The following is a 19416-nucleotide window of genomic DNA, read 5'->3' on the forward strand; positions in this document are numbered from 1 at the left end:
TGATCTGGGTAGCCGAGTTGACGACGAACGAGCTCGCCGGTGTGGCGCCGAAGTTGACCGCCGTCGCTCCCGTCAGATTCGTTCCCGTGATGACGACCGTCGTCCCGCCGGTGACGGGTCCTACGTTCGGCACCAGCGTGGTGATGGCGGGCACCGCCACATAGGTGAAGGGAAGGCCGTTGGTGGTTCCGCCGGGTGTGGTGACGGTGACCTGCACGGTCCCTGTTCCCGCCGGCGCGACGGCGGTGATCTGGGTGTCGGAGTTGACGACGAACGAGGTGGCCGGTGTGCCACCGAAGTTCACCGCGGTGGCGGTCGACAGGCCCGTGCCGGTGATGACGACCGTGGTGCCGCCGGTTGTCGGGCCGGTTGTCGGGGCGAGGCTGGTCAGCGCGGGAACCCCGGCGTAGGTGTAGGTGACGCCGTTGCTGGTCCCACCCGAGCCGGTGACCGTGACCTGCACGCTCCCCGAGCCGGGAGGCGCGACGGCGGTGATCTGGGTGGGGGAGTTCACCGTGAAAATGGTTGCGGTGTTACCGAACCGGACGGTCAGCGGGCCGGTGAATCCGGTGCCGGTGATCGTGACGGTGTTACCACCCGAGGCTGGCCCGGCCGTCGGAGAGATGGCGGTGATCGTCGGGACGACCACGTAGATGAACGGCACCGCACCGCTGGTGCCTCCCGGCCCGGTGACCGTGACCGGCACGATCCCGGTTCCGGCGGGCGTGACGGCCGTGATCTGCGTGTCGGAGTTGACCACGAACGACGTCGCCGGTGTGCTGCCGAAATTGACCGCGGTGGCTCCCGTGAAGCCCGATCCGGTGAGCGTGACCGTCGTCCCACCGCCGGTGGATCCCTGGTTGGGGTTGATGCTGTTCAACGCGGGAACCGGGACGTAGGTGTAGGGGAGGCCGTTGCTGGTTCCCCCCGGGTCGGTAACGGTGACCTGGACCGTACCGACCGAACCGGCAGGCGCGATGGCCGTGATCTGGGTGGGCGAGTCGATCGTGAAAGTGGTCGCCGTACTACCGAACCGGACGGTCGTCGGACCGCCGAATCCGGTGCCGGTGATCACGACACTGGTTCCGCCCGTTACGGGCCCTGATGTCGGGGAGAGGGAAGTGATGGTAGGCATGGCGCTGCCTCCTTTTGCCGTGGTGATGATTCCTCTGCACCGGGGGGCGCCCGCCGCTCTTCAACGGCCCGGCTATCTCCATTAACGCCTCTGAATCACTGCCTGGCAACATGTCTCGTGATCCGTTTTGGTCCGTTTTCGGATCGGTAGCGGTGCGGCACGTTGCGGCGCGAACGTCCTGGCAGGCGTTGTGGCAGCACTGTTTTCAACAGTGCTGCGCTGCTGCCGGCAGGGACACCGGCACCGCGCAGCCCGCCGAGCGCTGCGGTCTCGGCGAACGATTGGCGACCACCCGGAGTGTTGGTCAGCGTCCGAAGCCGGGAGTCGCCTTCCGCGTCACAGGAACAGCTCCGGCGGGTCGTCGAATTCGATGCCGGCCTGCCGCGCCCGGGTCACCATCTTCCGGTCCCACTCGCGGTGCACCCGCAGTGCCATACGGAACGCGCCCATCTGCTCGGACATCTGCTGTGTCTGCGAAATGGCAAGGTCGCTGAGGACCTTCGCGGCGTCTGCCTTCGTCTTGGTCATGGTGGCGTCGACGTCGCCGCGCTTGAACCACGCCGTCACGGCCGCCGAGAGCACCGATGAACTGGCGATGAGCACGAGCGCCGCGAAGATCGGCGACTGCTGGACGATGTTCATGAGGCCTCCCGAATCTTCACCCCGTGTAGCGTCCGGACGTCCCGCAGCACCTGTCGGCGCTTCCACAGGAACGCGACGCCCAACGCTATCGGCAGCGGACCCCCGAGAACCGTGGCAGGCCCGAGGGTGCCGTGCTGGATCTGCAGCAGCATCAGCTGCGCGCCGAAGGCCACCAGTGACCAGCCGAGCGCCCCTAGACCGACCTGCTCGACCAGATAGCCCCAGACACGCCGGGCGAACACGCCGACGAGCGTCGCGGTGCAGCCGACCAGCATGAGGACCAGCCACAACGTGCGGAATCCGGACGGCATGGCCGCGGTGGCCGAGCCCGGCGGTGGCCCGTAGACGCACTGCAACAGCATCGAGATGCCGAAGACGGCGCACAGCACCACCTCGAAGGGGTCGTGGCGGATCGTGCCTTTCGACGCTTTCATGCGGGTTCACCACTGTCCGGTGGCGCCGGGCTCACCCGGTGGCGGGCCGACTCGACCGCCGGGAGGCCCAGCGCCGCCGCCACAATGGCGAGGACGAAACCGGAGAGGTCGGAGGAGAGGACGCCTTTGGTGACGCCGTACCCGATCAGCGCTACCAGCAGTGGGTAGAGCAAGGCGCGGACGGGCTCACTGCGCAGGACGGTGATTACTGTGTTCATCGGTTTTCCCTTTCTCAGTTGTGCGAATCGTGCAGGGGTTCATCGATTCCGTCGGCGGTCACCGTGGCCAGAGTCTGGCGCGGCGTCCAATAGACGAGACCGTTCTCGAAGTTCTGGTAGGTACCGGTGTCCCAGGGAATCTCGTCGGAGGTCGGCCAGCCGAGGCGGCCGTTCTCGGAGCCGCTGCGATGCCAGCGGGCGCGGATCGCGCCGCGCATCCAGTAGGTCTTCGTGCCGTCACGCCGGTACAGCGCGCCGCCTTGGAAGCCCTGGACCTCCCCCCATTCGAAGCCGTCGGGTCCGGTCAGCACGGTGCAGTCGGTGACCGGGTATCCGAGCGGGCCCACTTCCCAGCCCAACTCGCCGAACCTCGACCACAAGGTGTGCGGGATCGGATGCGCGCCGGTGGCGGGATGCCAGTAGATATAGCCGTGCGCGAATTGGGCGTATCGGCCCACTCGGTCCGCGGCCACGGAGCTGCCGCTGATCCGCTCACCGAGCCAGGGATTCGCGGCGTAGGTGTCGTCGATCGCGCTCGGCGGTGGTCCGGTAGGCGCGCCGGAGGCGTATTCCTGGACGTAGGACATGAACCGGTCCCACGGGAAGTTGAAGCCGACGTCGGTATGGGTGCCTATGCCGAGGCATTCGGTGACGTAATTGTGGTCGCTCAAGCCCTCGCGCTGCTCGTAGGGCGGCGGGATGACGTCGGTGGCGAAGCCGTATCGCCGCGCGTCCTGGACGGCCAGCCATGCGGCGATCCGGATGTCGCCGTCGATCTGTGCCCAGTCGTCAGGGCCCCAGCCCGCGCGGCTTCCGGCGAAGCACAGGTTGATCGTGTACGGATTCGCGTCCAGCACCGACCAACTCGCGAGGTCGGTGTCGACGACGTCACACACGACGCCGTCGCGCACTGTGTAGTGGTAGCTGACCCCGTGGCCGGGATCGTTGAGGTAGCTGGCCAGGCTCTCGGCCGTGCCGTCGCCCTCCTGCGTGTGCAACAGGAAGTTGGTGATCCGCGCGCCGTGGCGCGAGGAGCCGGAGGCGCCCATGCGAGCGAGTTCGGTGTATTCCGGTGGCATCATCGTCGTGCCTCCCGATGAATCGGATTGCGGTGCGGCGACCAACGGTCGCCGAGGATGGGTCGAATCGAGTGGCGGGGTAGCCGGACTGCACCCCTCGATAGGCAGCCGGGCCCGCTACTCGGATCGCGCTGGGACGTCGGGTCGCCGACGAACTAGCTGAACCCGTATGCGAAGGACGAGGGTTCGTGGTGTGCCGCGCCCGCGGGTACCGAAGCGGCGTCCTCGATCGAGATGCCGATCACACGGACACGGGGACGCCACCAGTCATGCCCCGAGGAAGGGGAGAGGAAAGTAGGCATATCGCTGCCTCCCTGTTTGCTGGATCCTCGATACCGGGGGGCGCCCTACTCTGTATGTGGCCCGGTAATATCCATTAATGCCCCAGGAACAGCGCTTCGGCAACGCGTCCCCGCATCCGTTTTTGTCCGTTTTCCGGATCGTTGCCAGGTGTTGACCGGTGCACGCCGCCGTGGGCGGATGGCGCCCGTCCGGCGTTGCCGTGCGGGGCTTCTCGCGGGCGTGGAGCAGCGGCCCTCGCGCCGCTGATTCCGGCTACGGAGGCCACTGGACCGAAACCGAACGGGCGCAGTGTTTATCGCTTTCCGGTCTGGCTGCGTGAACATCGGCGGCTTCGATCCGGCTCGTGCGCCTTGGCCGGTTCTCGGACCGCGGATGACACAACGCGTTCGGGCCGCCGCCGAATACCGGCGACGGACCAGGTGCGGACTCGATCAGACGTAGGTGTCCTCTTTGCTGGTTCCGCCGAAGGCAGTGACCCCGTAGGCCCGGCTGGGACGAGAGCGGTTACGTAGCGGAGGCGATTGTGAAAGTCGTTGCGATGGCTTCGAAGCTCAGAATCGCGGGACCGGTGAATAAGGTGCCGGGAATCCTGCCGCTCGTTCCCTCCATGAGTGGGGAAGGCTCATTGTGGTGGTGGCGGCTGATAGTGACCGGGGTAGGCGGCGGGCGGTTGGCCCATCGGGGGATAGGGCCACGGGCTCGCAGGCGGGGGGTTCGGAGGCTGGAAGCCGGGCCCTGCGACGTGCTGCGGTCCCGCGGTGGACGACGCCGCGAACAGGGCGCCGATGGCGGCGAGCGTGAGGAGAGTCGCCGGGATCGACAGCCAGCCACCACCTTCCCACGCGCTGTGGCCGGCCCGGAAACTGCGATCGAAAGCGCCGAAGACATAAGCGGCATTCGGGACCAGCATCATCCCGGCTGCGATCCCACCGGCGATCCGGGCCGTCGCGTGCTTACGCGCGGTGATCAGCAGAACCGCGGCGACCAGCGTGAACAGGACGGAGAACAGCAGGACGACGTCGCTCCAGAAGAACTTGTCGAACTGAATGAAGGACCAGATCCGGCGGGCGAGATACAGCATCGCCGCCAACGCCGACCCGGCTGCGGCTATCGCATCCGCCGCACCGCGCCCACGGCCGGACGGATAGCCCGGCAACGACTGCCCGAACTGCGGGCCGGTCGGCGCTCCCCACGTCGAACCTGGCGGCAGCGCCGGATCATGCGGCGGCGGTCCGAGCTGGAACGGTTGCCCCATGGCGCGAATCTCCTTGCTGATGCTCCGACTCGAAGCAGTGTCTGCGATAACGGCGGCCGACCGCGAACGCCCGGTCCGCATCGGGCGCATCCAGTCGGAACGCCGCACCTCAGCCCCGGCTCGTGCGAGCCGGTACCCCAGCGGCCGCGTTCGGTGACCAGCACGTTCACAACGACCGTCGACAATTCCCGCGGGCTGATCAACTCCCCCGCCAGGCTCCCGACACTACCGTCGCACCGAGTCGCCGACAAGCGGTCGTGGACGGGCTGGACACGCTCCTACCAAGTTTCGAGGTGGGAGTCTTCAAGGGGTTGGCGGGCTCGGCTGATCCACGTGGAGAAGTGGTTGGTCAGGTCGGTGGGCGTGGTGGGGCGGATGGTGATGTGGTCGGCGCGGTGTTCGGTGTAGCGGCCGTCGTCGGAGATGTCGTGCCATTGGAGGACTTTGGTCGGCTTTGTGCGGGTGTGCAGGGGAGCGGTGATGAGGACGGCGGTGCCGCCGCCGTCGACAGGGCGGCCGAGGAGGCGCTGGTACTGCTCGCGAGGGGTGTTGCGGGCGTTGTCCTGGAGGTAGGTGTCGCGGCGGGGGGTCAGGTCGTGAGGATGGAAGATCGCGGGTTTCTCGCCGCCGGGCGCGCAGGGCGGGATCGCGTTCACCAGGCGTGCCGGGAGCTGTTCGGCGGGAAACATGCGCACTCGGATCGGGCCGTGTTCGCGTTGATTGCCCGCTTGGCTGAGGACGACCGCGCGGTAGGCATCGCGGGCGCCGAGGATCCGGTACTCACGAATGTCGTGGGGACCGGTGGTGTTCTTGTGCTTGCACGTGCCGCCGAGGATCTCGATGCGGAGGTCGGAACCGCCCAGGGTGTGGAAGGCCGCGTTGATATCGTCCAACTCGTCCGCGGAATAGCGCTGCCACACGGCGGCGCGGTGCGCGTCGAAGTCGTCGCGGAAGGCGAAACGACTGGTGTAGCGCAATGGGCCGGGGATGCGATCGTGCGCGTCGCCGTACCAGAGGGCTGCGAAGTCGTCCGGTTCCCAAGTCCATTCAGCCATGTGAGATCCAATCCGGCCGCGTCGGGGCGGCCACTGTCCGCCCGCCCGCACCGGTAGCGATGCGGGCGGGCGCCGAGTCGAGAAGGAGCGCCGCCCGATCAGGTAGGCGTGCCGCCGATGACGCCGCCGGGCACCGTTCTCGGCACCTCACCGAGCAATTCGTCGGTGTTCTCCTGGGTGATCAGGTAGTCCGGCGTCTTGTGCTCGGATTCGTCGTCCTTGCCGCCGCCGCGCGCGCCGGGCGCCATCATGCCCGGCATACCGCTCATTCCGCGCGCGGCGGTGGAGGCCGAGGCGGCAGCGGCGGGACCCATCGTTGTGCTCGGCATGCCCGGTGCGCCCGCGACACTGCGTCCCGGTTGCGGCTGGCTCGGCGTGCCGGGAGAACCCGGGCTGCCCGGTGTGCTTCCGGGGCTGTGCGGAGTCGGGGTTCCGGCCGGGGTGGTCTTCGTCGGGTCCGTGGTAGAAGCCGGACTCGTCGACGTCGGGTTCGTGCTGGCGGGTGAGGTATCCGTCGTTGTCGTGTCGGAGGATTGCTGGTCCTGCGTCGACTCGTCGGTGGACTGTGGTTCCTCGGTAGCCGTCTCGTCTGGCGTGCCGTCGTCGGCCGCGTCTTCGGAGGTCCCCGGATCGGTGGCGGTCGGACCGGTGCCCGTGTCGTTCGCGCTGGGGCCGCCGCTGTCGTCGCTCTGATACCCGCCCGGCGGAGGCGCTGGAATGTCGACCGACGCGGTCGGGCCGACCGGTGTGGGCAGCACGGGGATCTTGCCGTCCATCTCGCTGAACGGCTGAACGTAGTATTCCTTCATCGCGACCCGCGCGGCCTGCTCGGCTTCGGACCGGTCGTCCGACAGAATCCAACGCGTCGGATGGAAAACGCGCTCGTTCCAGGAGTAGTCGACGGTGTCGGGGAGAGCCTTCTTCGTATTGGAGATGGCGGTGGCGGCGTCGCGGACGCGGTAGTACAGCTCCTCCAGGGAGAACGTCAGATTCTGCGCGTCGCTGGTGTACTTGGCGATGGAACTCTTGGACTGCTCCGCTGCGGGGCCCGACCAGGCTTGGGCGATGGAGGTCTGGATCGAGCGTGCGAAGGTTTCAACGCCTTGCTCCCAGTCGTTGCGGGCTCGCCAATACTTGTCGGCTTGAGTGAGCGCGTCGGTGGGATCGAGCGGCTTGAACGTGTCGTTGATCCGAGAGTGCTCCCAACTGTCGGCGTGCTCGCCACCATTCGGAATACGCTTGTTCTCGTAGCCGCTCATTCGTTCGGTCCAATCGGGAGCCTGGGCGGGGCGAATTGGACCCCGGCGGGCGGGCGCTCGGGCAAGGAGGTGTTCAGTCTGGTGAAGTCTGCGGCAAAGTCACTGTCTGCCTGCATCATCCGATCACGGACGATCCGGTGCACTTCTTGGATGTCCTCAACGATGCGATAATGATCTTCCATGACCTGATGGACGCTGTTGCGATCTTCGGCCCCCCGAGCTTTTTTCTTGAATCTATCAACCAGTGTTTGTCCCGAGACCATGTCGTCGATACCCTCGCCCAGGCCCCAGCGTTCCTGTTGCGATACAAGGTCCATGGACCTCTGGATCGTGCGGATGGCGTTCTTGAAGTATTCGCAGTCTCGGTCTATGTAGATGAAGTCCTCTGCGGACATTTGAATGCCTAGCTTCCCCTCTCTGGCCGCTTCAAGCATGTTCCCCATCGGCCGAGATGGCTGTGTGTTGTCGTCACCCATGTGCTACTCCCTCCCGGTGAGTTCAATCGCATCAGCGTAGGTCAAACAGTGGCAGGCACTGTCGGCACAACCTTCTCCGCCAAGGCCCTCGCGAGCGTGCATGTGTCGATTTTGCCCGTCTTGCGATTCGATGGCGGATTGCTTAGGAAGAATTCGAGGCTTCCGCCTTTCATTTCCACATTGATTGTGCATACCGCGTCGGGGTGTTCTTCGACCTGTCGTGTGGAGATGGCACGGCGGCCGTTGATCGTGTATTCGCGGGTATCCGCAAACTTCTTGTCCCGCACCATGTCAACTGTAAGATTCGTTGTTCGGATCGCGGGTGCGTATCCGTCGGGCTGAACCCATCCGCAACCGCGCCAGTGGATCCCTCCTGATGCGTTGGCATCCTCGTTGGTCTTATGGCGCAGGTTCTCTGAATCGAGCACGCTCTGGGGGATGTCGGCGCATGGGTCGTAGCCGGTGGGCGCGTCAGGAGCAACGCTCGGGGTGACGGAGGAAGCTCCGGTGGGCGCGGCATCGTTGCTCGAGGAATCGCAGCCTGTCAGAACAAGCGCAGCACCGAGGGCGAGGATGGTCGGTCGCCACGAATTTCGCCCTGCTGTCATTGGTTCCCCTCGCACACCGGTGTATTGCTCCTGGCCTGTCCAGGGCCGGACCGGCTCCTCCGCCCCCTGCAGTGAATGTTGACGCTACCTGCGGAGTTTTCTGGGTGCAAGCGACCTGAGATCCATTGCCTGTGATGAACTCGACCAGCTCAGCGAGTGCCCCGGCCTCGCGCGAGGAGGAGGCCGGGGGTGCGCCAGCGGCTCGGCCGGGACTAGGGCAAATCCAGTGAGCTGCTGATTATGTGGGCAGTGAACGAGTCCCACTCACTCGGTGTGAACACGAGAGCCGGGCCGGTGGGGTTCTTCGAGTCCCGTACGCCCACGCCTTCGCCCAGGAACGCGACCTCCACGCAGTCCCTGTCCGCACTGCTGTAGCTGCTCTTGACCCAGATGGCATTGGATAGGCTGGCGCTCATTCGGCATACTCCTCGGCGATCTTGCGGATGAGGGCTCGGCTTCCCTCCTGGTCAAGGGCCGATCGCAGGATATCGGCGTACGCCTGACGGTGCTGCCGGACCTCGTCAGGCTTTTCAAGATACAGGTCGCCGGTGAATCCCTGCATGTAAACGACCGGTGGCTCGGTGAGATGGGCGATCGGGTGCTCAGGGAAGTCGAGGATCACGAACGAGCCGACGTTCAGCCCAGCGTATGCCTCCGCTGCAAGGGGAATCACCCGTATCGACACATGGGGGCGTTCACCGATTCGCAGCAGGTACCTGAGCTGGCCTTCCATTACCGCGGGTCCGCCGATCGCCCGGCGCAGTGTGGATTCATCGATGACGGCTTCGAAGCGCACCCGGTCGGAGTCGTTGTCGAGGCGTGACTTCCGCTGCCGGAACGCGGCCAACTTCCGTTCGACCTCCGTCCCGGACATCGCCGCGAAGCGGACCCAGATCAAGGCGCGCCGATACTCGTCGGTTTGCAGTAGCCCGGGAAGGAGGGTCGTTTGGAAGGAGACGATGCGTTTAGCTGTCGCCTCCAACTCCACGAAGAGGTTGAAGTCCTCGAGAATCGTGTCATCGAACGCATGCCACCATCCGGTGTGTTTCGTTTCCTCGACCAGGTTGAGCAAGGTGGAGGTGCGTTCGTCGGACGCCCCGTACAACTTGCACAGCCCTTCGACTACCAAGGAATGAAGCCGGACCGGCTGCCCGGTCTCGATCCGCCACAGGGTCTGTTTGCTCACGTCGATCGCGTCGCGGGCGTACTCCGCGCTGATACCCGCGCTGATCCGCAGCGCCCGCAGCTGCCGCCCCAGCATCCGGCGGGGCAGGGTGGAACCTGTTGAACTCACGACGAATCCCTTTCGTAGCCGAACTAGTGGCCAGGTTGCTAACTGGAACCTTTTGGCGGGGGGCCTTGGAACCTGGGCGTTATCCGCCCGATTCCACCACTGAGAACATTCCCGCCCAGCGATGCCCGGTGCTCTACTGAACGCGACCGGTCCGATCGAAGAAGTGCTGAAACCTTAACCGCGCCAACGGTTCCAGGTCCAGCGACCGGTGTTTTCGTATTCCGAACTATGTGAATCGAGGCTGGCGAATGAATCATGCGGCATTCGCGGATACACCCGCGTCCCGCTGCGCGTTTTACCGCCGCACCTGTGGGCTGCCCGCCGGGATACACCCGGAGATCGGCCGGATCGTGGTGAAGGCGGGCGTGGTCGGTGGGATCACGATGCCGGACAGGCTGGGGCAGTGCGTGCGCGAGGACATGCTTTTTCGTGGGCTACCGCTCGGTCCGATAGTCGGGCATATCCGTTCGCGCCGGTGGACTTTCCTGTGCCGGCCCGATCTGCCCGATGATGTGCGGCTGTTCGCGGCCTTGTTCCGGATCGACGTTTCGGTCGTGCCGTTCGGCAGCGAAATCGCGCTGCCTTCGCCCGCCGACGCGAACGGCGTCTTCCGCCGATGGGTGGTGGCTCCGCGAGACACGTTCCGCCCGTCGGGCATGGTGATCGTGAATTGCGTGCTGGCCCGCGCGGGCGGAAAGGGTGCGCCGTGAGTCTGCCGACGCGAGGTGAACTGTTACGGGCCTGCCACCAGGACGCGCCGCCGTCGGACCATCCGGTACTGCTGCGGGCGCGTGCCCTGACCGAACTGCATGCTCGTCGGCTGCGCCTGGGAAGGGGGAGTTCTCGCGATACCGAGGCAGGCACTGCCCGGCTGATCCGCGACGTCGACCGCTGGGTGGCGCCCCGGTTGCCCGCCGCGCGCGGCGGAGCCTATCTGCACACCGAATCGCTCGGCTCGGTGGTCGACCGCCTCGCTCGGCTCAGCGCGGTTGCGTACGCGGCCATGGCCGAGGATCAGGAATGGGATCTGTGGTTCGCGTGGGAGCGGCTGGCCGAAGCGGCCCTGGCCTACGAGGATCTGGTCGCCGAGCTGACGAGTGGGCGGCGACGGTTGCCGAGCGCTTACTAGCGAGGCCGGTTCAATCCCGCCGCAAGGTGGCGGCCAAGTGATGCCGGAGGGGTTCGCCGACCGCCGCCATCCGCAGCGTGTAGTCGATGGTGTCGCCGGACACGCGCAGCGAACGGCCGACGGCGGTCACCAGTTTGGCCGTGGTGCTGCGCCCGATGTCGGTGGAATCCAATTCCAGGCACAGGGTGCCGTCCTCGACGGCGAGCGAGCCCTCGCAGATTTCGGTGATTCCGGTGGGATGGGCGAGGATCAATTCGACGCGGTCGGGGCGCGGGCAACGCAGATAGCCGGTTTCGGCGTGCAGCGGCCGGCCGTCGTCGGTGGCGCGAGTCTTCTGCCGGTAGGTGAGGAACGGGCGGCCGAGATGGCCGAACCGGATTTCCTCGACATAGCCGAACGGCTGAATGGTCGGGTATTCACCCTGCCCGTTGCCACGCCAAGTGCCGAGCAGTGGAGCGAGCGGGGCGATATCGGGATGCAGGGCAATTGCAGGCTGGGGTTCGACCACGGCGAACAGCCTAAACCCGGCCTTCACCCGCCGTTCGCGTACTCCGGAAATCGGCTCGCGCTAAGGTTAGCTTCGCCTTATCACCAATGTGGTGTGGTCGGAAAGGAAACAGGAAGTTGAACGGACGCTGGAATGAGTCGCGCCGTGGCGGTGTGCCGCGGTCGCGGACCCGAAGTGGTCTGCTGCGCGCGTCGGCGCTTGGGGTCGCGCTGGCGCTGGCCGCGGGCTGCTCGGACGCCGAGCCGGACGAGGTGCCCGCGCTCGACGGCAACAAATACGTCCAGACCAACCTCGCGGCCAACAACGCGGAATACAAGGCGCAGTTCGTTTTCCCCGACTTGGTGAACGCCTGGGGGCTCGCCGACCGCCCCAAGGGCGCGGGCGGACACTTCTGGGTCGGCGCGGGCGGCAAGTCGTTCCAGTTCGTGGGTGACGTGACCAAGTCCGCGGACGAGAAGATGCACAAGCTCTTCCAGGACCAGCTGAAGATCGTCACCATTCCCGGCGCGGACGCCGACACCTCGGACAAGAGCGCGGGCAAGACCACCGGTGTGGTGTTCAATCCGGCGCCGATCACCTCCGATCTGTTCGTCGTCCACGACCAGCCGGTGGAGGCGGAAGGCGGGCCCCTGAACGGCTCGGCGCGGTTCATCTTCGCCACCGACTCCGGCAAGATCTCCGCGTGGACCGAGCAGGGCTTCGAGGGCCGGATCGTGCGCCACGACGGCCCGGCCAATCTGGTCTTCGACGGTGAGCCGCTGGGCATGCAGTTCTTCGGCATCGCGCTCGCGCCGTCCGGGGACAAGCTGCTGGCCGCCGATTTCGGCGCCGACCCGCAGGTCCGGACGTTCGACAAGAATTGGCAGCCGATTCCGACCACCGGCTTCGCCAACCCGTTCGCCACCGGTGACGCGATCGACCCGGCCGCCCCGGAGAAGGGTAAGAAGGCCGAGCCGGGCGATCCCGCACCGTTCAACGTCTCGACCATCGGCGACCGGGTGTTCGTCGCCTACGCCACCACGCAGCCGGACGAGAAGGACGAGACCAAGTTCGACGCCGGTGAAGAGGATTCGCTGGACAAGGACAAAGAGCAAGAGGCGGGCGGCAAGCCGGACAAGGGCAAGCTCGCCGAGTTCGACGCCAACGGCAAGCTGGTGCGCATCATCGATGACGGCAAGCGCCTGAACGCGCCATGGGCGGTGACGATCGCGCCGGACGGATTCGGTCCGCTCAGTGGCAAACTGCTGGTCGGCAACTTCGGCGGCGCCGGGCACGTGCTGGCCTACGACGACACCACCGGCAAGTTCGCCGACTACCTGCGCGATGCCGACGGCAAGCCGGTCGCCATCGAGGGATTGTGGGCGCTGATGTTCGGCAACGGTGAGAGCCTCGGCGACGCCGACTCGCTGTACTTCACCGCGGGACCCGACGACGAGAAAGACGGTCTGTTCGGCAAGCTCCGCCTGAAGTAGACCCGCTGAGCGAGCGGCCCGCACCGGACCGGTGCGGGCCGCTCACGCGTTATCGGCCACCGGTCGGCGCCGAGGCCCTTCGTTCGGTGCGTCGTTCCCGGATCGCCGACTCGACTTCGTCCACCGCCGTGCGGATCGTCGCTCCGTAGCCGTCGTCGGCGAGCGTGTGCAATCGTGCGCGGGCAGCTTCGATTTGGCGCTGTGCGGCGCTGAACGAGCTGAGCCTGCGGTAGTCGTCGGCCAGGTTGAGGTGCAGTGACGGGTAGAAGGCGTCTACTCGCAGCGAACCGTCATAGCTTTGCGCGCGATCGTCCGAGAGGCTGTCGGCGGCGTCGAGCGCGCGGATGTCCCAGGTGAGCGCTTCGGCCGCGTCGTCGTACAAGTCGGCCAGATAGTGCGCGAGCGTGCAGCGGTGCAGCGGGTCGCCTTGCGGACCGAGCGCGGCCCACACGGCGAGCAGTGCGTCCCGTGCGGCGTCCGGACGGCCCTCGTGGCCGAGCGCGACTGCGCTGGTGATGGCTTCCATGGTGAGGTCGGGGGATGGGTTCATCGGGGCTCCTTTGATGAGTGCGTGGACGGAGAGGTTCGTTGGGTGATTCCGCCCGGCTGGCTCGACTGCCGGGCCGGGCATCGCAGGAGCTGGGACGGATCGCAATCGCGCGACTGGATCCGCCCAGCCGGGATGGGCGTGCGTAGTTGTGCGGGACTCGGGCCGACTCGTCGGTGTCCGGTGACTATTTCGCGGCGTGGTGGTCGACAGCCCGCCGGGGCATGGCCAGGGTGGTGAGGTCGCCGTCGACGGCGGAGCGCAGGACAACCGGCTGGTCGGCGGCGCTGATGTCGAGCATGAGCTCGGGGCCGAGCGCGGTCCGCGCGGCGGGCAGCAGTGTCGCGGGCTCGAACGACAGTGTGATGGCGGAGCCGGTGACCGTCGCGGGCAGACGGCGCACTCCGCCTTGCGCGGATATCGAGATCCCGGACGCATCGACAGCGAACTCCATTGGGGCCTCGCTGCTTTCGAGAGTTTCCAGCATCAGTCGCCGTGAGACGATGGCCCTGGTGCGGACCGGTGCGAGCCCCGAGAGCAGGGCGCGGTGATCCGGGAAGGGGCCATCGATGGCAGTAGCCCGGAGTTCGGCCCCGTCGCCGCTCAGCATCAATCCGTCGCCGGCCGGTGTGACGACGATTTCATCCATGTCGCGCATCCGCTCGGTGATCGACTCGAGGCCGTTCGGATCGAGCACCACCGACCAATCGCCGCCGTGCTGCCGGTTCGCGACCATGGTGCGGGTGGACAGGCGGTAACGGTCGGTCGCGGTGAGCGTCACCGCGTTCGCGCCCACTTCCAGCAGAACGCCCGCCAGGACCGGTATCTCGCGAGTGCGCGCCGCGGCGGCGCGGACCTGCTCGAGCGCCTGCGCCAGGACCGCGGCGTCGACCGCCACGTGAGCCGCGAGCGACTGTTTGACCACCGCGACGACCCGCGCCGCCTCGGCCGCCCGTCGAGCCAGTTCCGTCACATGACGATCGAGCAGGCATTGCGCCCGCTCGCTGTCACCGGCGAGAATCTCCGCGATCGACTCCAGCGGCAGATCGATCGCACGCAGTTGACGGATGAGCGTCGCGCGCTCGCGCTGCGTCTCGGTGTAGTAGCGGTAGCCGGTCAGCGGGTCGACCCGAGCCGGGGCGAGCAGGCCGCAGTCGTCGTAGAACCGCAGCGCGCTCGCCGTGAGCCCGCTGGCCCGCGCCAGCACGCCGATCGTGATCAACCCTGTCGACTCCGAACTCGCCACCCGGCCATCATGGGGCCTCAACCAACTCGAAGGTCAAACCCGGCTGTTCGATCTGTGCCCTGGGCGAGGTGTCGGCTCGCGAAAGTCGCCGAGCACGCGGGCGCGGTCAATCGGCGCCGGCTTCGGTGGGGGTCACCCGCCAGCGGCGCGACCAGTCCCAGACCGGCCCGAACGCCGCGCCGAGTTCGCTGCCCGCGGTGGTCAGTTCGTAGGACTTGTCGGGATTCTTCGCGATCAGGCCCGCGGATTGCAGGTGTTGCAGGCGCACCGACAGCATGCTCGAGGAGCAGTTGCCCATGCGCCGGCGCAGTTCGAGGAAGCCGAGGCGGTCGGCTTCCAGTTCCCACAGGATGCGCAGGATCCAGCGTTGGCCGAGGAGGTCCATCGTGGCCAGCAGTGGCGCGTTCGCCGGGTCCTCCCGGCCGCGCGGCGGTCTCGGTTCGCTTGCACTTCTCATTTAGAACCAGCATAGTGATTCTGAATTAGAAGCATCGGCCCGGGGTCGCCGGGCGGGACCGAGAGGATGACGGTGGACGACACGATCGGACGGCGCATCGTTCTGATCACGGGCGCCTCCCGCGGCATCGGCGCGGAGACCGCGCGAGTGCTCGCCGCGCGGGGTGACCACGTGGTGATCAACTACCGGGAGAAGGCCAAGCGGGCCGAGACGCTGGCGGAATCGATCCGGCGAACGGGCGGTAGCGCGTCCACCGCGGGCGCCGACATCGCGGGCGCGGATGCGGCCGGTGCCCTGATCGCGCAGGTCGTGGCGGAGTTCGGGCGGCTGGACGTGCTGGTGCTCAACGCTTCCGGCGGGCTGGAGCGCAATGCCCGGCCCGGATACGCGATGGCCCTCAATCGTGACGCGCAGGAGCGACTCGTCCGGCTCGCCCTGCCGCACATGCCGTCCGGTGCGCGGATCGTCTTCGTGACCAGTCATCAGGCGCACTTCCACGGCCGCAAGCCGGTTCCCGCCGACTACGAACCGATCGCCGCGAGCAAGCGCGCGGGCGAAGACGTCCTGCGGGCCATGATCCCGGAACTCACCGGCCGGGGCGTCGCCCTGCACGTGGTCTCCGGCGACATGATCGATGGCACGATCATCGTCCAGCTGCTGGAACGCCGGAATCCCGACGCCGTTGCCGCGCGCCGCGACCAAGGCGCCCTGCCCACCGTCACCGAGTTCGCCACCGCTGTCGCTCAGGCCACCACCGCCCCGGCCGATCCGGGGCACACCACTTACGTCGGCGGTCAGGACTACCTGGCGACGCACGAGACGATCTGCTGATCCGGGCAGTGGTGGACCGGAAGCACCGCTGCGTCGTGGACCGAAGCTGAAAACAACGCGTGCGGCAGTCCGTGTCGGGCCCGGCCGTCAGTTCGCGGCTGCGCCTCCGGTGCGCGCTTCCGCTGGCGACGCGGTGCGTGTTCCAGAATCCCGAGCGGGTCGGCAGGTAATTCGGTGGTGACCGGCCCAGCGGACTTGGACCATAGGGCGATGGTCGATTACCTGGACACCGCGTCGAGGATCAGGTTCGCCGAGCTGCCGCATCCGGTGCGGTTGGAGGTGGAGCGGATGCTCGGGGATGCGGTGTGCGCGGCTGTGGATCAGCGGGGCGGGTTCAGCCACGGCGTGGCGGCGCGGGTGCGAATGGTCGGTGGTGGCGCCGCATTCGTGAAAGCTATCGCGATGGCGGATGCGCTCGCTCCGGTGTATCGGCAGGAGGCGCGGATCGCGGCGCGCCTGCCCGTGACGGCGCCCGCGCCGCGATGCCGGTTCTCGGGCGAGATCGCGGGATGGTTCGTCGCCGGGTTCGACGATGTCGAGGGGACGTTTCCGCGACTCGCCGAGCCGGGGGAGTTGCGCGACACCCTCGATCTGGTGACGCGGTTGGCGAGGGAATTGACCCCGAGCCCTCTGACAGATGTGCCGACGGTGGCACGAGCCTATGGGCCGGAGCTGGTCGGCTGGCGCACTTTCGCGATCGACGGGCCTCCGGCGGACCTGGACGGTTGGTCTTCACGTCACCTGACGAAACTGGCCGGTCTGGAAGCGACATGGCCTGCGGCTGCGATGGGGGATACGTTGCTGCACACCGATCTACGGCCGGACAACTTGTTGCGGCGCGCGGACGGTGTGGTGGTGGCGGTTGATTGGGCGTGGGCCTGCCGCGGCGCGGCCTGGGTCGACCTCGTCGCTCTCGCGCCGTCGATCCGCGCCGCGGGTGTCGATCCGGATCCTGTTCTCGCCACCCATCCGGTGACGCGCGATGTCGATCCAGCGGCGGTCGACGCGTTCGTCTGTGCGCTGGCCGGCTACTGGGCAGTGGCCTGCCGGAAGCCGGGGTTGCCGCGATCGCCGCATTTGCGCGAACATCAGTCGGCGTTTGCTCGAATCACTGTCGAGTGGCTGGCGTGTCGTCTGGGCTGGCAATAGTCGCAGTAAAGTCGGCTCTATCGTTGAAAAGGGCGAGGTCACTAGATGTTTGCCGTGTGTGTTTCGCCGGTGTCGGCCCCGGAAATTCGATCGATGGGCGTGTCGCTCGGGCCGAAGTGATCGAATCCGGCACGGGGGCCTGCGTCCTCGGTCACGCTAGGGGTATGTGGATGTTCGGGCAGTGCCGGGACACCGGCGAGGCAAGGCATCGAGGACGCGACCGAGACGCGTCCACCCTGGTCGAGATGGGGGTGCGGAAGGTGGATCAGGTGTCCGAGGCCCGGGTGGTCCCCGGCAAAGAACTTCTGCTGGCGGCGTTTCGGGGCTTGCCGCACCTGGATCATCCGATGCTGGAGGCGGCCGGAGAACTGGCTCAGCTGCACGAGACTCGGGAACGCACCCCGGCCAGTCAGTGTGACAAGCTCGACCGTCGCCGGGCGCAACTCGTGCGCGGCATCGACCGCTGGGTCACGCTGGCCATGCCGATACCGCCGCCCGCCGCGCCCGAACACACCGAGACGGTGGGTCACATGGTGGATCGCCTGGCCGTGCTGGCCGCCCAGGCGTTCGCGGCGCTGTCCCACGCACCGGAGTCGGTCTTCTACGACGCGTGGGTGCGGATCGACGAATTGGCCGACCGCTATCAGGATCTCATCGACGACTTGCGCACCGGCGCGCGACGACTACCCGAGGGACGCTACGACCGCTGGTAGCTAGCGGCCTCGCCCGAACAGCCGGAACGACCGTCGGCGGCGGCGCGGCAGCGTCGCGTACACCATGGTCATGTCGGCGAAGACCTCGGCTTCCCGCTCGCGATCCACGCCGAATTCGGCACGGCCGAGGACGTGTTCGATCGAATGCGGCGAAATCGACGGCAGGATGACGGCCAGCGAGGGCGGCAGCGGATCGCCGCGTTCGTGATCCTTGTGGTGACCCAGCAGCATGTGCCCGATCTCGTGCAGGATGACGTGATCGGCGTTGCGGCCGGTCGCCGCGGCGTCGTAGACGACGATGTCGTCGTGCTTGCGTGCCACCCACAGGCCGCCTCCGCCGCAGCCCGTTTCGGTCAGCATCGCCTTGGGCACGGGGTGCAGGCTGATCGAGCGTCCGCGATGGGCGGCCACCGCGGCCAGATAAGCGGTCAGATTCCACGGGTTCGGGAGGGGCACGGTCCGGGTGGCATCCCCGAAACGGGCTTCCATGCTGGTCATCGGCGCCCACTGTACCTACCGGGCAGCGACTAGTCATCCGCAGAAATCCGACATACCGGCGGACACGCGGCCGGTCGGTCAGTCGGCGCTCGACTTGGTGTCCAACGGCTGGGCCCGGATGGAACGGAGGGCCAGATAGTTCACGCCCCACAGCGCGATTCCGATGGCCAGCAGCACGCCCGCGATGGCGTACTGCGCCGGATTGCGGTCGGTGAACGGCGTGACGAGAAAGCCGCAGGTGAGCGCACCGAGGACCGGCAGCGGCGTCGGCGTCTTGAAGTGCTTGTGCGCCACCGGGTCTCGGCGCAGCACCAGCACGGCGACGTTGACCACGGTGAACACCGCGAGCAGCAGCAGCGCCGTGGTGCCGCCGAGTTCGGGCACTTCACCGACGAACAGGATCAGCCCCAGCGCCAGCAGCGTGGTGAAGACGATGGCGTTGTACGGCGTCCGGCGCTTCTCGTGCACGCGGCCGAACGGCCGGGGCAGCACTCCTTGCCGGGCCATGCCGTAGATCAGGCGGCTGGCCATCAGCATGTTGATCAGCGCGGAATTGGCGACGGCGAACATGGTGATGTAAGCGAAGATGTGGGTGGGGAAGCTGGGCGCGCCTGCCTCGACCACCTTCAGCAGTGGCGTATCGCCCTGGCCCAGCTGGTCGGCGGGCACGAGCGCCACCGCGCTGATGGACACCATGATGTAGATGAGGCCGGTGATGAGCAGCCCGGCGAGCAGCACCTTCGGGAAGATCCGGCTGGGCTCCTTGCACTCCTCGGCCATGTTCACCGAGTCCTCGAATCCCACCATCGCGTAGAACGCGAGCGTGGTGGCCACGATGACGCCGCCGACCGCGTTGCGCTCGCCGGTCTCGAATTCGACGATGCGGGAGAAGTCGCCGTCGCCCACGCCCAGCGCCCAGCAGCCGATCGCGATGACGATCAGCAGACCGGTCAGCTCCACGCAGGTGAGCACCACGTTGAGTTTCACGCCCTCGCTCACGCCGCGCAGATTGACCGCCGCGACCACCGCCATGAACACCAGCGCGATCACCGTCACCGCGATCCCGCTGCCCAGCTCCAGGTCGAAGGCTTCGGCGAAGTTGGCCGCG

At 67.0% G+C, this 19416-nt stretch carries 24 protein-coding genes; 6 read left to right on the plus strand and 18 right to left on the minus strand.

What is annotated here, in order from left to right; genetic code table 11:
* From ON27_RS32695 to ON27_RS32745, 12 genes are all read right to left on the minus strand, one after another.
* Positions 1-1135, minus strand: a 1135-nt coding sequence (locus tag ON27_RS32695; protein WP_043736349.1) for an IPT/TIG domain-containing protein, incomplete at its 3' end; no start/stop codon positions are given.
* Positions 1136-1471: 336 nt separating this feature from the next.
* On the minus strand, positions 1472-1777 hold the full coding sequence (locus tag ON27_RS32700) for a hypothetical protein (RefSeq protein WP_043736315.1): 306 nt from the start codon (positions 1775-1777) through the stop codon (positions 1472-1474).
* The gene (locus tag ON27_RS32705) at positions 1774-2211 is read right to left on the minus strand and encodes a hypothetical protein (RefSeq protein ID WP_043736317.1); all 438 of its coding nucleotides are present in this window, start codon (positions 2209-2211) and stop codon (positions 1774-1776) included. Before ON27_RS32705 ends, ON27_RS32700 begins: the two co-directional genes overlap by 4 nt.
* On the minus strand, positions 2208-2429 hold the full coding sequence (locus tag ON27_RS32710; RefSeq protein WP_043736319.1) for a hypothetical protein: 222 nt from the start codon (positions 2427-2429) through the stop codon (positions 2208-2210). Before ON27_RS32710 ends, ON27_RS32705 begins: the two co-directional genes overlap by 4 nt.
* Positions 2430-2443: 14 nt before the next feature.
* Positions 2444-3511 (minus strand): N-acetylmuramoyl-L-alanine amidase, encoded by a 1068-nt coding sequence (locus ON27_RS32715; protein WP_043736324.1) that lies wholly within the window; start codon positions 3509-3511, stop codon positions 2444-2446.
* A gap of 922 nt (positions 3512-4433) precedes the next feature.
* The gene (locus tag ON27_RS32720) at positions 4434-5066 is read right to left on the minus strand and encodes a hypothetical protein (protein WP_043736325.1); all 633 of its coding nucleotides are present in this window, start codon (positions 5064-5066) and stop codon (positions 4434-4436) included.
* 278 nt (positions 5067-5344) lie between these two features.
* Positions 5345-6121, minus strand: coding sequence for an ESX secretion-associated protein EspG (locus tag ON27_RS32725; protein ID WP_043736326.1), 777 nt, complete (start codon positions 6119-6121; stop codon positions 5345-5347).
* 98 nt (positions 6122-6219) lie between these two features.
* Positions 6220-7380, minus strand: coding sequence for a hypothetical protein (locus ON27_RS32730; protein ID WP_043736328.1), 1161 nt, complete (start codon positions 7378-7380; stop codon positions 6220-6222).
* A complete protein-coding gene (locus ON27_RS32735; RefSeq protein WP_043736331.1) occupies positions 7377-7856 on the minus strand; it encodes a hypothetical protein in 480 nt (159 codons plus the stop codon). Before ON27_RS32735 ends, ON27_RS32730 begins: the two co-directional genes overlap by 4 nt.
* A 41-nt stretch (positions 7857-7897) precedes the next feature.
* Positions 7898-8464: a DUF3558 domain-containing protein gene (locus tag ON27_RS41895; RefSeq protein WP_083887967.1), complete on the minus strand. Its 567-nt coding sequence runs from the start codon at positions 8462-8464 to the stop codon at positions 7898-7900.
* Positions 8465-8676: 212 nt separating this feature from the next.
* Positions 8677-8880 (minus strand): DUF397 domain-containing protein, encoded by a 204-nt coding sequence (locus ON27_RS32740; protein WP_043736333.1) that lies wholly within the window; start codon positions 8878-8880, stop codon positions 8677-8679.
* Positions 8877-9758: a helix-turn-helix domain-containing protein gene (locus ON27_RS32745; protein WP_043736335.1), complete on the minus strand. Its 882-nt coding sequence runs from the start codon at positions 9756-9758 to the stop codon at positions 8877-8879. The genes ON27_RS32740 and ON27_RS32745 overlap by 4 nt, the downstream gene beginning before the upstream one ends.
* A 248-nt stretch (positions 9759-10006) precedes the next feature.
* On the opposite strand from ON27_RS32745, the gene ON27_RS32750 reads away from it, so the two are divergent.
* Both ON27_RS32750 and ON27_RS32755 read left to right on the plus strand, forming a co-directional pair.
* Positions 10007-10468: a hypothetical protein gene (locus tag ON27_RS32750; RefSeq protein WP_043736336.1), complete on the plus strand. Its 462-nt coding sequence runs from the start codon at positions 10007-10009 to the stop codon at positions 10466-10468.
* The gene (locus ON27_RS32755) at positions 10465-10887 is read left to right on the plus strand and encodes a DUF4254 domain-containing protein (protein ID WP_043736337.1); all 423 of its coding nucleotides are present in this window, start codon (positions 10465-10467) and stop codon (positions 10885-10887) included. The genes ON27_RS32750 and ON27_RS32755 overlap by 4 nt, the downstream gene beginning before the upstream one ends.
* A gap of 10 nt (positions 10888-10897) precedes the next feature.
* Here the strand turns inward: ON27_RS32755 and ON27_RS32760 are convergent, their stop codons facing one another.
* Positions 10898-11395 (minus strand): peroxynitrite isomerase, encoded by a 498-nt coding sequence (locus ON27_RS32760; RefSeq protein WP_083887970.1) that lies wholly within the window; start codon positions 11393-11395, stop codon positions 10898-10900.
* A gap of 116 nt (positions 11396-11511) precedes the next feature.
* On the opposite strand from ON27_RS32760, the gene ON27_RS32765 reads away from it, so the two are divergent.
* Complete coding sequence (locus ON27_RS32765; RefSeq protein ID WP_373282808.1) at positions 11512-12867, plus strand: TIGR03118 family protein; 1356 nt, start codon at positions 11512-11514, stop codon at positions 12865-12867.
* A gap of 49 nt (positions 12868-12916) precedes the next feature.
* Here ON27_RS32765 and ON27_RS32770 read toward each other — a convergent pair whose 3' ends face one another.
* From ON27_RS32770 to ON27_RS32780, 3 genes are all read right to left on the minus strand, one after another.
* The gene (locus ON27_RS32770) at positions 12917-13417 is read right to left on the minus strand and encodes a hypothetical protein (protein WP_043736340.1); all 501 of its coding nucleotides are present in this window, start codon (positions 13415-13417) and stop codon (positions 12917-12919) included.
* Positions 13418-13601: 184 nt separating this feature from the next.
* Positions 13602-14660 carry a DNA polymerase III subunit beta family protein gene (locus ON27_RS32775; RefSeq protein ID WP_043736341.1) on the minus strand — a complete coding sequence of 353 codons (1059 nt, stop codon included), beginning with the start codon at positions 14658-14660 and terminating at the stop codon, positions 13602-13604.
* Positions 14661-14766: 106 nt separating this feature from the next.
* Positions 14767-15117, minus strand: a complete 351-nt coding sequence (locus ON27_RS32780; protein WP_043736342.1) for a winged helix-turn-helix transcriptional regulator — start codon at positions 15115-15117, stop codon at positions 14767-14769.
* Between the two features lie 72 nt (positions 15118-15189).
* Between ON27_RS32780 and ON27_RS32785 the strand changes: the two genes are divergently transcribed.
* The 3 genes from ON27_RS32785 (at position 15190) to ON27_RS32795 (ending at position 17810) form a co-directional block, all read left to right on the plus strand.
* On the plus strand, positions 15190-15948 hold the full coding sequence (locus tag ON27_RS32785; protein WP_373282809.1) for an SDR family oxidoreductase: 759 nt from the start codon (positions 15190-15192) through the stop codon (positions 15946-15948).
* Positions 15949-16158: 210 nt separating this feature from the next.
* The gene (locus ON27_RS32790) at positions 16159-17097 is read left to right on the plus strand and encodes a phosphotransferase (RefSeq protein ID WP_043736344.1); all 939 of its coding nucleotides are present in this window, start codon (positions 16159-16161) and stop codon (positions 17095-17097) included.
* A 245-nt stretch (positions 17098-17342) separates the two neighbouring features.
* Positions 17343-17810: a DUF4254 domain-containing protein gene (locus ON27_RS32795; RefSeq protein WP_051047238.1), complete on the plus strand. Its 468-nt coding sequence runs from the start codon at positions 17343-17345 to the stop codon at positions 17808-17810.
* Here ON27_RS32795 and ON27_RS32800 read toward each other — a convergent pair whose 3' ends face one another.
* Complete coding sequence (locus ON27_RS32800; RefSeq protein ID WP_043736345.1) at positions 17811-18308, minus strand: hypothetical protein; 498 nt, start codon at positions 18306-18308, stop codon at positions 17811-17813. It abuts the gene before it with no gap.
* Positions 18309-18386: 78 nt separating this feature from the next.
* The coding region (locus ON27_RS32805) for an APC family permease (RefSeq protein ID WP_043736347.1) at positions 18387-19416 on the minus strand (1030 nt) is incomplete at its 5' end.

This window comes from Nocardia asiatica NBRC 100129, from assembly GCF_000308415.1.
Lineage (GTDB): Bacteria > Actinomycetota > Actinomycetes > Mycobacteriales > Mycobacteriaceae > Nocardia > Nocardia asiatica.